The sequence below is a fragment of the Daejeonella sp. genome (genome assembly GCF_017495225.1).
GTDB lineage: Bacteria > Bacteroidota > Bacteroidia > Sphingobacteriales > Sphingobacteriaceae > Daejeonella.
In genome coordinates, this window is record NZ_JAFEIG010000026.1 from 15,741 (window position 1) to 30,959 (window position 15,219).

The 15,219-nt window shown below is 36.0% G+C and carries 14 protein-coding genes; 7 read left to right on the plus strand and 7 right to left on the minus strand.

Annotated features, from left to right (window positions below; translation table 11 throughout):
• The first annotated feature begins 45 nt into the window (after positions 1–45).
• From QZ136_RS10790 to QZ136_RS10805, 4 genes are all read left to right on the plus strand, one after another.
• Entirely contained in the window at positions 46–1,290 is a 1,245-nt protein-coding gene (locus QZ136_RS10790) for a PP2C family protein-serine/threonine phosphatase (RefSeq protein WP_291403373.1), read from the plus strand.
• A 29-nt stretch (positions 1,291–1,319) separates the two neighbouring features.
• A complete protein-coding gene (locus QZ136_RS10795; protein ID WP_291403375.1) occupies positions 1,320–1,919 on the plus strand; it encodes a ribonuclease HII in 600 nt (199 codons plus the stop codon).
• 77 nt (positions 1,920–1,996) lie between these two features.
• Entirely contained in the window at positions 1,997–3,073 is a 1,077-nt protein-coding gene (gcvT, locus tag QZ136_RS10800) for a glycine cleavage system aminomethyltransferase GcvT (RefSeq protein ID WP_291403377.1), read from the plus strand.
• A gap of 15 nt (positions 3,074–3,088) precedes the next feature.
• The gene (locus QZ136_RS10805) at positions 3,089–3,802 is read left to right on the plus strand and encodes a 2-phosphosulfolactate phosphatase (protein ID WP_291403379.1); all 714 of its coding nucleotides are present in this window, start codon (positions 3,089–3,091) and stop codon (positions 3,800–3,802) included.
• A gap of 26 nt (positions 3,803–3,828) precedes the next feature.
• Here QZ136_RS10805 and QZ136_RS10810 read toward each other — a convergent pair whose 3' ends face one another.
• From QZ136_RS10810 to rsgA, 4 genes are all read right to left on the minus strand, one after another.
• The gene (locus QZ136_RS10810; RefSeq protein ID WP_291403381.1) at positions 3,829–4,989 is read right to left on the minus strand and encodes a hypothetical protein; all 1,161 of its coding nucleotides are present in this window, start codon (positions 4,987–4,989) and stop codon (positions 3,829–3,831) included.
• 138 nt (positions 4,990–5,127) lie between these two features.
• On the minus strand, positions 5,128–5,454 hold the full coding sequence (locus QZ136_RS10815; protein WP_291403383.1) for a nucleotide pyrophosphohydrolase: 327 nt from the start codon (positions 5,452–5,454) through the stop codon (positions 5,128–5,130).
• A gap of 9 nt (positions 5,455–5,463) precedes the next feature.
• Positions 5,464–5,916: a D-aminoacyl-tRNA deacylase gene (gene dtd / locus QZ136_RS10820; protein ID WP_291403385.1), complete on the minus strand. Its 453-nt coding sequence runs from the start codon at positions 5,914–5,916 to the stop codon at positions 5,464–5,466.
• Positions 5,913–6,833, minus strand: a complete 921-nt coding sequence (gene rsgA, locus QZ136_RS10825) for a ribosome small subunit-dependent GTPase A (RefSeq protein ID WP_291403387.1) — start codon at positions 6,831–6,833, stop codon at positions 5,913–5,915. The genes dtd and rsgA overlap by 4 nt, the downstream gene beginning before the upstream one ends.
• 448 nt (positions 6,834–7,281) lie before the next feature.
• Here rsgA and QZ136_RS10830 point away from each other — a divergent pair, with 448 nt between their 5' ends.
• The 3 genes from QZ136_RS10830 to QZ136_RS10840 all read left to right on the plus strand — a co-directional run bounded on the left by QZ136_RS10830 (position 7,282) and on the right by QZ136_RS10840 (position 9,282).
• On the plus strand, positions 7,282–7,476 hold the full coding sequence (locus tag QZ136_RS10830) for a hypothetical protein (protein ID WP_291403390.1): 195 nt from the start codon (positions 7,282–7,284) through the stop codon (positions 7,474–7,476).
• A gap of 924 nt (positions 7,477–8,400) precedes the next feature.
• A complete protein-coding gene (locus QZ136_RS10835; protein ID WP_291403392.1) occupies positions 8,401–8,679 on the plus strand; it encodes a hypothetical protein in 279 nt (92 codons plus the stop codon).
• Between the two features lie 468 nt (positions 8,680–9,147).
• Positions 9,148–9,282: a hypothetical protein gene (locus tag QZ136_RS10840; protein ID WP_291403394.1), complete on the plus strand. Its 135-nt coding sequence runs from the start codon at positions 9,148–9,150 to the stop codon at positions 9,280–9,282.
• Positions 9,283–9,493: 211 nt separating this feature from the next.
• On the opposite strand, the gene metF is transcribed toward QZ136_RS10840, so the two are convergent.
• The 3 genes from metF to metH form a co-directional block, all read right to left on the minus strand.
• Entirely contained in the window at positions 9,494–10,450 is a 957-nt protein-coding gene (gene metF / locus QZ136_RS10845) for a methylenetetrahydrofolate reductase [NAD(P)H] (RefSeq protein WP_291403396.1), read from the minus strand.
• 159 nt (positions 10,451–10,609) lie between these two features.
• Positions 10,610–11,014, minus strand: a complete 405-nt coding sequence (locus QZ136_RS10850) for a four helix bundle protein (RefSeq protein WP_291403398.1) — start codon at positions 11,012–11,014, stop codon at positions 10,610–10,612.
• A 380-nt stretch (positions 11,015–11,394) separates the two neighbouring features.
• A complete protein-coding gene (gene metH / locus QZ136_RS10855; protein WP_291403400.1) occupies positions 11,395–15,069 on the minus strand; it encodes a methionine synthase in 3,675 nt (1,224 codons plus the stop codon).
• Positions 15,070–15,219: the final 150 nt, after the last annotated feature.

Sequence of the window (15,219 nt, forward strand, 5' to 3'; positions counted from 1 at the left end):
TATTTTTGTAATAATTAAAGGCATTCATTCTTTTAAAGCATAACATTGTCGGATACATCACAGCCATTTAAAAATGACGAAAGTGACTTGATTCAACTTCTCCTGAAGCGCCAGGCAGAATTGAACTCTTTACTTGAAATCACACAAGCCATTAACAAAAATAGTGCATCATCGGTGTTATTTGAGATCCTCGTTCTTATTTTGAATGAGCATTTAAAAATTGGTAAAATCCGACTTTTAATCCGTGAAGGTGAACATTTTTATTGTGCAACACGCTTTGGTGGCGAATTTGAAAATGCCAAAGTTTTACAACAAACCTGTCAGGCGCTAAGCAACATAAAAGAAATTAGCTCTCTTAAATCTCATATAGATTCGCTTTTAAATACATACGACTATTTCGTTCCTGTTTTTCATCAAGATGAGTTCCTTGCCTTTGTTTTAATTGGCGATTTGGATAAAGATCAGAAGCTGATTGCGAACGATTTGAATTTTATTCAGACCCTAATCAATATGATTATAGTGGCTTTAGAGAATAAAAAACTCTTCAAGGAGCGTGTGGAAAGGGAAAGGCTACAACGAGATATGGAGCTTGCCGTAGAGGTGCAGGGTATGCTGATTCCTAGGAGCTTACCTAAAACTGGGGCTGTTGAGGTGGGGGCTACCTATCTCCCAAATGAAAATATTGGCGGCGATTACTTCGATTTCATAAAAACGGGTACCGATGAATTTTTATGGTGTATTGCCGATGCATCAGGAAAGGGAGTGTCTGCAGCTTTATTAATGGCCAATTTACAAGCTAGTTTAAGAGCCTGGGCTTCGGTTGAAAATGACTTAGTGAAAATTATTGAGCGATTGAACGAAATTGTAGTTTCTAACACTAATGGTGATCGATTTATCACTTTATTTTTAGGTCTCTACAACGAAAAAACTAGGGAGCTGAGCTATGTTAATGCTGGTCATAATCCTCCAATTTTATTACGTAACGATGAAGTTAAATTTTTAAAAGAAGGTACAACCATCATCGGCGCCTTTGAAACGCTGCCTTCAATCAGTGTAGGAAAAGAGATTTTAAGTCCCGGAAGCATTATTTTTAACTATACCGACGGACTAGTCGAGAGTCCGAATGAGGATGTTTATATATCTGATAATGAATTATTTACGCATTTGCAAAAGAATAAAAACCTTCCTGTTGATAGCTTAAATGAAAATATGCTGAGAGATATTCAAACAGCAAATAATGCAGTGATGAACTCGGATGATATCACCATTTTAACCATTCGCGTGCTTTAAACGTTCTAAATAAATTCTAATTAATAAACATGCTTTTACCTTATTTGCAGGATGAATTTATTGAGGCGGGTTGTGATGAGGCGGGTAGGGGTTGCCTCGCGGGACCAGTTTTTGCGGCTGCAGTGATACTTCCTAAAAATTTTGAGCATAATCTTTTGAATGATTCTAAACAGCTAAAAGAGTCTGATCGTTTCGAATTAAGACAAATAATTGAACAAGAAGCATTGGCATTTGGAGTAGCGATGGTAGATCATGAGGAAATTGATAAAATTAATATTTTAAATGCATCCATTAGGGCTATGCATTTGTCTATCAATAAGTTAAGTGTGCGTCCTGGTTTTATAATTATCGATGGAAATCGCTTTAAACCTTATCAAGATATCCCACATCAGTGTGTAATTAAGGGTGATGGTAAATATTTCTCTATAGCAGCAGCATCTATTTTGGCTAAGACTTACCGAGATGAATTTATGCTAAATTTAGCATCTGATTATCCGAAATACGATTGGGAAAATAATAAGGGTTATCCTACCATAAAACACTGCAATGCGGTAATCGAACATGGATTGACGCCCTATCATCGTAAAAGTTTTAGAGTGAGCGACCCACAATTGAAGCTTTCTCTTTAAATGAAAAGAAGCAAAAATTGAGGCTTCCTTTTAATCGTTTTTGACTACTTTTGCGGCAACCAATAAAAAATTTCAAAATGAAGAATGTTGCTTTAAACGATACGCACATTGCCCTAGGGGCTAAAATGGTTCCTTTTGCGGGATTTAATATGCCTGTTCAATACAGTGGAATTAATATCGAACATGAAACCGTTCGTAAGGCGGTAGGCGTTTTTGATGTGAGTCACATGGGTGAATTTATTCTGAAAGGTGAAGGTGCGCTCGATTTAATTCAGCGTGTTACTTCAAATGATGCGTCGAAGTTATTTGATGGTAAAATTCAATATTCTTGCTTGCCAAATGAAAATGGCGGGATTGTAGATGATTTATTGGTTTATAGAATTGATGAAAAAACCTATATGTTGGTGGTAAATGCTTCCAATATTGATAAAGATTGGGACTGGATTTCAAAATATAATACTGGTGGTGTTGAGATGATCAATATTTCTGATCGTACCTCATTATTGGCGGTTCAGGGACCGAAAGCTGCGGAGGCGCTTCAAAGTTTAACCGAGGTAGATTTATCGGCTATGGAATATTATACTTTCAAAAAAGGTGTTTTTGCTGGTGTGGAGAATGTTTTAATCTCAGCAACAGGCTATACCGGAGCTGGAGGTTTTGAATTATATTTTGATGAAGAGCATTCTGAGCATATCTGGAATGCTGTATTTAAATCGGGTGCTGATTTTGGGATAAAACCTATCGGATTGGCAGCTCGTGATACTTTGCGTTTAGAAATGGGCTTCTGCCTTTATGGAAATGATATTGATGATACTACTTCTCCGCTTGAAGCTGGTTTAGGATGGATTACCAAGTTTAGCAAGAGCTTTGTGAATTCTGAAAATTTAGCGGCACAAAAAGAAAGCGGTGTTACTCGCAAACTTATTGGTTTTGAGATGATTGAGCGTGGTATTCCACGTCATGATTATGAAGTTTTTGATGCCTCTGGAAATATTATTGGAAAAGTAACTTCGGGTACGCAATCGCCTACGCTTCAAAAAGCTATCGGATTGGCTTATGTGAAAACCGAATTTTCAAAGGAAGGAAGCGAAATTTTTATCGGAATCCGTGAAAATAAAGTTAAGGCTCAGGTTGTTAAATTCCCATTTAAATAATTCATTATCAAGAGAATGCAAAAACGTAACCTTGAGGTTTGTCTTACCCCAGCACTATTACATTTACACGATATTTCAAATAGCATAGTTGTTGTAATTGATATTTTTAGAGCCACTTCTTCCATTTGTTATGGAATTGAAAATGGCGCTACGTCAATTATTCCTGTTGCGAGTATTGAAGCTTGTGAATCTTATCGTGAATCTGATTTTTTATTGGCTGCAGAGCGTAATGGGGAGGTTGTTAATGGCTTTGACTTCGGAAATTCGCCTTTTTCATATACTTCTGAAAAGGTAAATGGGAAGACAATTGTTTTAACTACCACCAATGGGACGCATGCCATCAACATGTCGCGCAGTGCTAGCAAAATTGTTATTGGCTCTTTTTTAAATATTGCTGCTTTGTGCAATTGGCTTAAAACACAATCGAATGATGTTTTATTGCTTTGTTCAGGCTGGAAAGATAAAGTCAATTTGGAAGACACTCTTTTTGCAGGTGGTGTAGTTCATTACCTTAAAAATGAGGATTATGTTTTGGATGATGCGGGTATCGCTTCAGAAGATCTTTATAATTTAGCTAAAGAAGACCTTAGTCTTTACCTCAAGAAAACTTCTCATAGCGAGCGTTTAAAAAAGCTTGGTATTGAAGAGGATATCGCTTTTTGCCTGAACCAAAATATTACTAGTAGCATTCCAGTTTTGGAAGGAGAGCGATTGGTGAGGATGCAATAAAATTTGCTTTAAATAAGCTTTGCTCTTTATTTTTTCTTCATAAATGCCTCTTCTTCTTTTGTCAATGGGATTTTAGGATCTAAATTAGTCGTCTGAGCTAGATTTTCATAAAATGGCTTTTTTAAATCAATTTGTTCCTTTTTGGGAATTTCAACTCCTTTTTGTGTTTTTGTGATTAAAAATTCTTGGGTGATTTTAATATCTTCTTTTTTATTATTGCTTGTAAACTCTCCATCTAAAGCTGATTTTAATGTATTGATTACCCATTTATCTTCAACCTTTTTAAATGAAAGGTTAACATGATGTTTTTTTGTTTCTGTAATGTATGGCGTCCCAGCTTTAGATGTTAAATTTTCTTTATGATTATTATAATCATAAGTAAAGTCTAGTTCACTTATGGCTCCAGTTGCATTATCAAAATAAATTATTCCATCATTTAAATACATGACTATTTCTCCGTCTTCCATTATGGGGGTAGTAAAAGTAACTTTTGTATAGTTGGCGGTTTTGTTGATTGATTGAATAGTTATATCTGTACCACGATTTACTACCAAGGTGTAGAAATTGAGGTGTAAAAGCTTAAATAGGTATTCATTTTCGACATAGCCTTTATGTGCTTCAGCTGCATTCTCAATTAATTTAGAATAGTCAATATTGATAAGACTGATTTGGTTTTGTTTATCAAAAGGTTTCCTAAAATCTAGCCTATAGTTCTTGTCATACCATTTTAATTGCACTTGAGATAACCTAGCTAAACTATCATTAACTTTTACACTTTCTTTGTAAGTGCAGTCATATATAACAGGCTGATTTAGATATAATTGCTCATATTTTTTAAGTAATTCAGCCAATTTCTTTTTCAAATCAAAATCATAAACGGCAACTTCCATTAGTAAAATAGATGATCTACTCAAGCGTATCGTATCAAGCTTAAAATAATCTTTTAATACTATTTCTGTGGGATTATATGCTACGTGACTAAGCCTTAATTTATCATTCGGATTGGAAAAATATATCTTCACCTTTCCGTCTTCGTTGCTAACTGTCCCTTCATTTTTTGCAGTAAAATACGCACTAACAGCGTTTATGGGTTTATTGCTTAATGAGTCTACAATAATGAATTCTTTTACCTGAGCATTAACAATAAGAGACAGAACAGTAAAGAATAGGGAGAGATAAAACTTCATATATTTAATTTGTATTTTATTGATCCAGAGTTATTAAAATTAATCTTATCAGAATTAATTCTTACAATAATATACGAAATTTTCTTGAAAAGAAAAAATAAATTGCAATAGCTATCAAATTGCTAGAGAAGATTATTTTTACTTCAACTTCTCATTATTCTTATGCCTTTCGGCATCACGAATATTTTTCTTTTCGAGGTTTTTTTGGAGGGCTTCAGTCAGGTTGGTGCCGGTTTGATTTGCAAGGCAGATTAATACAAAAAGTACATCAGCAAGTTCATCGCCAAGATCATGGCCTTCATCAGATTTTTTGAAGGATTGTTCACCATATTTTCTAGCCATGATTCGAGCCACTTCACCTACTTCCTCCATGAGGATTGCGGTATTAGTTAGTTCATTAAAATAACGAACACCGGTAGTGTTAATCCACTGATCTACAGTTTTTTGTGCTTCTTCTAAGGTCATGGCGATTTTTTATTCTTTAGCTTTAGTGTCGATGGTAATGGTAACGGGACCGTCATTCAAAAGATTGATTTTCATATCTGCACCAAAAATCCCACACTCTGTTTTCTTTCCAGTTAAATTATTTAACTCTTTTATCATCTTCTCGTAAAGAGGGATAGCAAAATCAGGCTTTGCAGAACGTGTAAATCCTGGTCTATTGCCTTTTTTTGTCGCAGCAAAGAGTGTAAACTGACTGATTAACAAGATATTACCATCAATATCTTCTAAAGATTTATTCATTAAACCATTCTCATCTGAGAAGATACGCATATTGGCAATCTTTTGAGCTAACCAGGTGAGGTCTTCATCGGTATCGCTATCTTCAATGCCCAATAGAACCATAAATCCTTGTTTAATTTGTCCTGTTATTTCACCATTTACGGTGCAGGAGGCATGGCTGACTCTTTGTATGACTGCTCTCATCCTCTAGTATTATTATCATTATAGATACTTAGGTAACTATCGTAGCGTGAAGGTTCTAATTCTTCATTTTCCAAGGCATTTAACACAGCGCATCCCGGTTCATTGATATGTCGGCAATTATGGAAACGGCAATTGCTCATCAATTTCCTAATTTCTGGGAATAATCTTCCAAGCTCTTGCTTTTCAATGTCGAAAACACCTAATTCACGTATTCCGGGGGTATCAATTAAGTATCCTCCGAAGGGCAATTGAAACATCTCCGCGAAGGTGGTGGTATGCTTACCTTTATCGCTCCAGTCGGAAATTTCGCCTGTTTTTAGTTCTTTACCGGGCAATAGAGCATTAATTAGGGTCGATTTGCCCACACCAGAATGACCACTTACCAAAGTAACTTTGTCCTTTAGCAAATCTCGAATTTGATCTAGGTTAGTCTCTTGAATTGCCGAAACACTATAGCAAGGATAACCCGCTTTTTCATAAATGGATTGGTATTCTTCTAATATTTCTAGTCCTTCATCACTAAATAAATCTAATTTATTAAAGATGAGTTTGGCGGGAATGTCGTAGGCTTCGGCGGTGACTAAAAACCTGTCGATAAAGCCTAGGGAAGTCCGCGGCGAAGCCAAAGTAACAATCAAAAATGCCTGATCTAAATTAGCTGCAATAATTTGTGCTTGCTTAGAAAGGTTTATTGATTTACGGATGATGTAATTTTTTCTGGGATGAAGGAAAGTAATTAATCCTGTTTCTTGGTCGGGTTCCAGCTCAATATCAACATGGTCGCCTACTGCAATAGGGTTGGTAGTCTTGATATCCAGCGTTCTGAACTTACCTTTGATGCGGCAATTGATGGTCTTATCCTCATCGGTTAAAACACCATACCAGCTTCCGGTTGATTTGATTACTAATCCCTTCATTTATAATGCAAAGATAAGGTCTATTTCAAAAATTTAAGAGATATTTATTTAACTGTAGATTATTAATTTTTATTATTTAAATAAAATTCGTATATTAGGGAATACTATTAAGAAATTTGTTTCAATTCAAATAATGGGAATGATGAACACTAAAAATTTGAGCTTATTAGCCTTTGTGCCAATTGTGATTTACATGATGGCAATACCAATGTTTGACTTGGGTTTCACTCTTAAAATGGTCATTTTGGGTATTATAATCTGTAATTCCTTAATCATCAGCATTTATTTAAATAATCAAAAATCAAAGGAAGAAAGAAATAGAAAAAATTTACAGCTTTTGCTTGCTATGAGTGTTTCTTTGATGGTGTTTTTATTTCAATTTTATATTTAGGATAATTTTAAGCTATTCCTAAATTTCAATTATTTTCTTGCATTAAAATTATTCATTATGGACTATCTTTTACCTCTAATTATTCCGGTTATAATCTATATTGTATTATTAACTTTCGGCTTTTCTATTATTAAAAAACAAACCGATATAAAACCATCCACAAAAACATTTTGGTACATTTTTATGGCTTTAATGCCTTTTGTGGCTTTAATTGTTTTCTATTTTGCGGAGGTTAAGCCAAAAGTGGCTTGATAGATTGTTTATACGTAGGGACAGGTCGCGACCTGTCCTCGCTCTTCAATAAAAAACCATTGCCATCTTTATCTTCATGAACCTTAATTATTTAATGTTTCATAATTAATGTTTAATATATCATGATAAATATTCTGCGTCTCTGCGTCTTTGCGAGAATTTAATTTGTGTGTCTCGCAGAGACGCAAAGGAATGGATAGATTGGCTGGTACGGTGACAACACCGACCAGAGGAGCGATTTTAGTACAGAGTATTTAGTACAGAGTAGTTAGAAATGAGTTTTTAAAAAATTCAGAGAAGGTAAGCTCTTCATGAACCTTAATTTCTTAATGTTTTACTTATTTAATATTATCTTAACCTAACAATTATTTTAATAAAGCATTTTTTTTAATTTTAAATATATTTTTTAATTTTTAAATTAAAAAATTAAATTCGATTAATAAATTTAACAATTAAATATTTTTTTTATGAACAATTCAAAACAATTCAAAAGCTAATAGCTGGAATTTTACTGTTACTGGTTAGTGTTACGGGGTTTTATGCGTGTAAGAAAGAAGATGTCGAAGCTAAACAATTAGCAAATTTTGAAAATCTATCCAAAGATCCCAATTTTATCAAACTCGTAAAGCTTAATGATGAATTTTTAAACAAAATTTCTAATCTCGAGTTAGCAGCTGAGATTATTAATTCTGAGTCAAAAGATGATTTGAAAGAAGAAACGCTTTTTAAATATTTAGGATTTCAAAATTATGAGGAATATCAAAATTTTTTAGATCTTCAACAAACTCTTAAAAATAAAGTTATTAATAAATTTGACTTTCAGAAGTTGAGTGCGCAGGAGAGTGAAAGTTTAAAAGATGATATTTCATCTCTAATTCGAACTAATTATAACGTCAGTGATATAAATGTCCATACTTTAAATATTTGGCTCATGTTCCTGATGATATGGGGGGTATAGAGCCAGGTAGACCTAATTGTTCAGGTAGACGATCTAATTGTCAATATTCGGCTCTTGCAGTTTACACATTGGAGATAATTGGATGTGGTTCCGTTGCTGCAGGCGTTGGCGTTGGGACTTTGGGTCTAGGAGGTGTTGCCGTTTATACTTTATGTGCTGGAGCAGCTCTGGTTCATTATAATACCATGATTAATGATTGTACTTACGCTTATCAAGATTGTATCAACCCACCTAATTATAACTAAGAGTACTATGACTAAATCATTTAATCCCCAAAAACTACTTGTTGCGATAGCTTTTTTAAATGTAATTATCGTAAACACGATAAACAGAGAGTATGTAATTTATTTTGCAGTACCTGCCGGTTTAATAATGCTTTTTTTGTGGTATAAAACGTTTGAATTCAATTCAGCAAATAATGTTACTAATTCATCTAACAAAACATTTGCAATTGTAACGCTGATTACAATCATAGTTACCATTATTGTCAGTCGGTACAATGGTATTTTTTAACTAGAACCGTCTTGAAAATTTTCATCGATTAAAAAGGATTTTACTATTTTACCAGTAATTTATTTTTTAAAGTCTGATATTTTTAATGATATTTTCGAGACGAGCACTAAATAGGGACAGGTCGCGACCTGTCCCTATTTTTTTAAATTATAAACGCTTTTACCAAGAAAGTTCTGCGTCTTTGCGAGAATTTAATTTGTGTGTCTCGCAGAGATGCAAAGGCGCAAAGGAATGGGTTAATAAAAGTGAAATCGGCGGTTAGGGTGGCTGGTACGGTGATAACACGTACTAGAGGATTGAAAGTTAGTACAGAGTATTTAGTAGAGAGTAGTTAGAAATGAGTTAATTAGGAAATGAGTTTTTAAAAAAATCAGAGAAGGCAAGTCCTTCATGAACCTTAATTTCTTAATGTTTTTTAAAATGAACCATTAAGGGATTAAGAAGGATTAAGATTTATTTCTATCAGGGAGCCAATTGAAAGATGTTTCTTAATCCTTCTTAATTTCTTAATGTTTATCTAATTTATTCTTAGTCTAACCTAATTTTTTAAAATATCGCCTCCGCAATTCTTTTCGTCGGGCCCGGATTACTCATCGTATAAAAATGTAAAACAGGAGCGCCAATTTTGATAAGATCTTTACATTGAGCAATCATGTGCTCGATTCCCACTTCTCTAACCTCTTTTTCAGATTTACATTTAGCTACCGCTTCACTTAATTCTTCTGGAAGATCAATGTGGAATATTTTTGGCAGACTAATCATCTGCTTCGAAGAGGTGATTGGCTTTAATCCCGGAATAATAGGCACATTGATGCCATTTTTTCGGCATAAATCAACAAATTCTACATATTTTGAATTGTCGAAAAACATCTGAGTCACAATAAATTCGGCACCCATATCCACCTTCATCTTCAAGTATTTGAAGTCCGTTTTCAAGTTTGGAGCTTCAAAATGCTTCTCAGGATATCCGGCCACACCGATGCAAAACTGTGTTTTATAGGCTGTATCGTGATCTTCATGAAGATATACACCATTATTCATATTTACCACCTGCTGCAGTAGGTCGGTAGCGTAGGCATGCCCACCAGGAGTAGGAATAAATCCAGAATCTGCATGGCGAGCATCACCACGCAAAACCAATACATTATCGATACCTAAAAATTGAAGATCGATGAGTGCATTTTCTGTCTCTTCTCTTGTAAAACCACCACAAATAAGATGTGGCACAGCATCCACCTTATACCTATTCATAATTGCGGCACAAATAGCTACAGTTCCGGGCCGTTTACGATAAGAAACCTTCTCAAGCAATCCGCTATCATGCTGCTTATAAATATAATCTTCCCTGTGGTAGGTTACATCAATGAAAGGCGGATTAAAATCCATTAGCGGATCAATAGCATCGTAAATTCCTTGAATACTCTGACCCTTAACAGGCGGAAGAAGCTCAAATGAGAAAAGTGTTTTTCCTTTTGCGGAGGAAATATGTTCTGTTATTTTCATTTTTTGATCAGTTGTCGGTTATCTTTGTCAGTTATCAGTTGTCAGTTGACAGTTGTCGGTTATCAGTTGACGGTTATCAGTTGTCGGTTATTAGTTGTCGGTTATTAGTTGTCAGTTATCAGTTGTCGGTTATTAGTTGTCGGTTATCAGTTGACTTTGTTAATTATCTTTGTCAGTTGTCTTTATATTCTTTGGTTTTAGATTTTGAAAATATTTAATAAAGCCACTTAATAATTTTCTACTTAGTTCTGTCGATAGTAGAAATTCTTTAAGTTTAGGTTCATCTAAATAATTTAAATCAAAGCAAAGATACAATTGAGTTTCTAGTTCATAGAGAGATCCTCTTGCGATATGAAAGAATCGAATGCTATCTTTCGAATGATTTCTTCCACATCCTTCCGCAATATTTGATGGTACTGATATTGCACATCTTCTCATTTGATTTATTAAACCATATTGTTCTTCTTTAGGAAACTCTGCTGTAATTGAATAAACTTCTTTCGATAATTTCCTAGCTTCTTGCCATACTTTTAATTCTGTGTATCTTTTCTCTGAATCATTCATCTCTTTGAATTATTTCGAGATAAATTACTTTGAAAAAATAGTTTATAAAAATTTTTACCTTTTAATCATTTATTTATACCGGTTATCAGTTGTCGGTTATCAGTTGACAGTTAACAGTTGTCAGTTGACAGTTGTTGGTTGTCAGTTGTCGGTTGACAGTTCCCTGATAACTGACAACGCTAAATAACAACTCCTTTCTTCGTTTGCCTGCCAACTTATAACTCTCTTTTCCTGATAACTGATAACTGTCAACTCTTGTTTTCGCTTGTCTGTTAACTGTCAATTGATAACTCTCTTTTACTGCTAACTGACAACGGATAACTGTCAACTCTTGTTGTCGCTTGCCTGCTAACTGACAACTGCTAACTGCCAACCCCTCTTTAATACCCCAAATTCGGACTCAACCACCTCTCCACATCCTCCAACGGCATATTTTTGCGTTTTGCATAATCTATAACTTGGTCTTTATTGATTTTTCCTAAACCGAAATAACGGGATTGGGGATGAGCAAAATAAAAACCACTAACAGCTGCTGTTGGATACATCGCAAAACTCTCCGTCAAATGAATTCCAGTTGTATTTTCTGCATCCAAAATTTCAAATAATGTTGCTTTTTCGGTATGGTCTGGGCATGCAGGGTAGCCTGGTGCGGGACGAATACCAACATATTTTTCTTTGATTAACTCTTCATTTGAAAGCGATTCGTTATTGGCGTAGGCCCAGAATTCTTTACGGACTAATTCATGCATTCTCTCCGCAAAAGCTTCTGCTAGTCGGTCGGCTAAAGCCTTGACCATGATGCTGTTATAATCGTCAAAATTCTTTTCAAAGGCAGCAACCAATTCATCGCAACCTATACCCGTTGTTACCGCAAATCCACCCCAATAGTCGGCAATGCCAGATTCTTTGGGTGCTACAAAATCGGATAAAGCATAATAGGCTTCATCTTTAGGTTTTTCTGATTGCTGACGAAGGGTATGAATCGTTTTATATACCTGAGTTCTATTTTCATCAGTATAAAGTTCAATATCATCACCGACAGAATTTGCTGGCCAAAAGCCAATTACTCCCTTCGCTTGAAGCGATTTATCAGCAATAATTTTGTTCAATAAAATGCGAGCTTCATCGTATAATTTTTTGGCTTCTAATCCTACATATTCATCCTCAAAAATGCGCGGGAAGCTTCCACGGAGTTCCCAAGTATGGAAAAATGGAGTCCAGTCGATGTAAGGCACTAATTCTTCCAATGAAAAATCGACAAAGGTTTTTGTCCCCAAGAATGCTGGTTTTTTAACTTCTGCACTGCTAAAATCAATATTGAATTTAGCGGCTCTAGCCTCTTCTATAGTTTTAAATTGTTTATCGGATTTCTTGCTTAAATGCGATTCACGTGCTTTGTCATATTCCTCACGTATGCCAGAGATATATGCTTCACGGTTTTCATCGCTCATTAAGGTGCTGCATACGGTTACGCTGCGTGAAGCATCGAGTACGTGTACCGCAGGACCAGAATAATTAGGCGCCACTTTAACGGCAGCGTGAATTCTAGAGGTTGTTGCTCCACCCAGAATCAAGGGAATGCTAAAGCCTTCACGCTCCATTTCTTTGGCGAAATGCACCATTTCATCTAAAGAAGGGGTGATTAATCCGCTTAGTCCGATAATATCCACCTGCTCTGCCTTAGCAACTTCAATGATTTTTTGCGCTGGCACCATCACACCCAGGTCGATTACCTCGAAATTATTACAAGCGAGAACCACACCAACAATATTTTTACCGATATCATGCACATCACCTTTTACAGTGGCTAGCAATACTTTTCCAGCATTTTTGCGTTGATTGCTATCGGCATTCGTTCTTTTTTCTTCTTCAATGAAGGGCAGGAGATAGGCCACTGCTTTTTTCATCACCCTAGCCGATTTTACTACCTGTGGAAGGAACATCTTGCCTTGACCGAACAGGTCACCCACAATGCCCATTCCGTCCATTAGCGGGCCTTCAATCACTTCTAGTGGCTTGGAGTATTTCTGTCTTGCTTCCTCAACATCTTCATCCAAATAATCAATGATTCCTTTGATCAATGAATGAGAAAGCCTTGACTCAACACTTTCTTTACGCCATTCTTCATCTTTAACGATTACTTTACCCTTCGTTTTGATGGTTTCGGCAAATTCAACTAAGCGCTCTGTTGCATCAGGTCTGCGATTTAGTAAAACATCCTCCACCAATTCAAGTAGATCTTTTGGAATTTCCTCATAGACCTCTAGCATCCCTGCATTCACAATTCCCATGTCGAGGCCAGCTTTAATAGCATGGTATAAAAATGCCGAATGCATCGCCTCACGCACGGTATTATTGCCTCTAAATGAGAAGGAAATATTACTAACCCCTCCACTAACTTTTGCTAAAGGAAGATTTTGCTTAATCCAGCGTGTAGCTTCAATAAAATCTACCGCATAATTATTATGCTCCTCTAATCCCGTTGCAACGGTTAGAATATTCGGGTCGAAGATGATGTCTTGAGCTGGAAAATTAACCTCATTCACCAAAATATCGTAGGATCTTTTGCAAATTTCAATACGTCTTTCGAGCGAGTCTGCTTGTCCTGATTCATCAAATGCCATAACCACTACGGCAGCACCATACTGACGAATTTTAGAGGCATATTTTATAAAGGCCTCTTCGCCTTCTTTGAGCGAAATAGAATTGACAATACCTTTACCTTGTAGGCATTTTAAACCTGCTTCAATAACCGACCATTTGGAGGAGTCGACCATGATTGGCAACTTAGAAATATCTGGTTCTGAAGCAATTAGATTAAGGAATTTGACCATGGCTGCTTCCGAATCAAGCATGCCTTCATCCATATTTACATCAATTATTTGTGCTCCACCCTCTACTTGCTGACGAGCTACAGATAAGGCTTCATCATAATTCCCACTTAAAATAAGCTTTGAAAATTTTGGAGATCCCGTGATGTTTGTCCGCTCCCCAACATTCACAAAATTTGTCTCAGGAGTCAAAGTAACTGGTTCCAATCCACTCAGACGCATAAATGGCTCCGGAACGGAAGGTACACGGGGTGTAAATTTGGCGGCTTTCTCAGCAATACACTTGATATGTTCTGGGGTTGTACCACAGCATCCACCCACAATATTCACAAATCCACTGGCCATAAAATCTTCCACAAGGTGTGCCGTTTCATGTGGAAGTTCATCGTAAGCACCAAATTCATTCGGTAAACCTGCATTTGGGTATGCGGAGATAAAACAGCCTGCTTTTTGAGAAAGTTCTTCAATGTGGGGGCGCATATCTTTTGCACCTAAAGCACAGTTCAAACCGATGCTCAATAGATTGGCATGGCTCAAAGAATTTAAAAAAGCTTCAACGGTTTGACCGGATAAAGTCCTGCCACTCGCATCAGTAATCGTCCCCGAAATCATGATTTCGATCTTTCTGCCGCTTTCATTTTCGTAATTTTTTGCTGCGAAAAGGGCTGCCTTAGTAATCAATGTATCGGTGATTGTTTCAAATAGGAGCATATCTGCACCACCTTCAACCAGACCTTTTACTTGTTCGTAATAGGCTTCAACAAGCTCATCGAATGTTACGGCACGGTATCCTGGGTCGTTTACATCTGGCGACATAGATGCCATTTTTGTAGTTGGACCTAAGGCACCGGCCACAAAACGAGGTTTATTTGGGTTTTTAAGCGTATATTCTTGTGCTATTTCTTTGGCAATACGAGCACCTTCAAAGCTCATCTCATAAGAGAGATCTTCCATTTGATAATCAGCCATAGAAATACGCTGGGTACTGAAAGTATTGGTCTCGATAATGTCGGCACCAGCCTCCAAATATTCGGCATGTATTGCTTTGATAATATCTGGACGGGTAATATTTAAAAGGTCATTATTGCCTCTTACATCACATGGATGATCTTTAAAGCGTTCGCCTCTAAAATCCTCTTCCGTTAATTGGTAGCGCTGAATCATGGTGCCCATCGCGCCATCAATCACTAATATTCTCTTCTTTAATTCTTCTCTAATACTCATTATTCTATTTAAGATATAAGCATTTAGATGTGAGAGATGAGATTTGAGATATGAGAATAGTGATATAGGCATATAGATATGCATAATCACCTTTCTTTATTCAAATCAAATTTTCAAATCTAAAGGGCTTTAATCAAAAAGTCGGTAATC

Bases quoted from the DNA above. Each gene is read 5' to 3' on its own strand.
- QZ136_RS10795 (WP_291403375.1), top strand. From the start codon at position 1,320: ATGCTTTTACCTTATTTGCAGGATGAATTTATTGAGGCGGGTTGTGAT.
- gcvT (WP_291403377.1), top strand. From the start codon at position 1,997: ATGAAGAATGTTGCTTTAAACGATACGCACATTGCCCTAGGGGCTAAA.
- QZ136_RS10805 (WP_291403379.1), top strand. From the start codon at position 3,089: ATGCAAAAACGTAACCTTGAGGTTTGTCTTACCCCAGCACTATTACAT.
- QZ136_RS10810 (WP_291403381.1), bottom strand. From the start codon at position 4,989: ATGAAGTTTTATCTCTCCCTATTCTTTACTGTTCTGTCTCTTATTGTT.
- QZ136_RS10815 (WP_291403383.1), bottom strand. From the start codon at position 5,454: ATGACCTTAGAAGAAGCACAAAAAACTGTAGATCAGTGGATTAACACT.
- dtd (WP_291403385.1), bottom strand. From the start codon at position 5,916: ATGAGAGCAGTCATACAAAGAGTCAGCCATGCCTCCTGCACCGTAAAT.
- rsgA (WP_291403387.1), bottom strand. From the start codon at position 6,833: ATGAAGGGATTAGTAATCAAATCAACCGGAAGCTGGTATGGTGTTTTA.
- QZ136_RS10830 (WP_291403390.1), top strand. From the start codon at position 7,282: ATGGACTATCTTTTACCTCTAATTATTCCGGTTATAATCTATATTGTA.
- metF (WP_291403396.1), bottom strand. From the start codon at position 10,450: ATGAAAATAACAGAACATATTTCCTCCGCAAAAGGAAAAACACTTTTC.
- QZ136_RS10850 (WP_291403398.1), bottom strand. From the start codon at position 11,014: ATGAATGATTCAGAGAAAAGATACACAGAATTAAAAGTATGGCAAGAA.
- metH (WP_291403400.1), bottom strand. From the start codon at position 15,069: ATGAGTATTAGAGAAGAATTAAAGAAGAGAATATTAGTGATTGATGGC.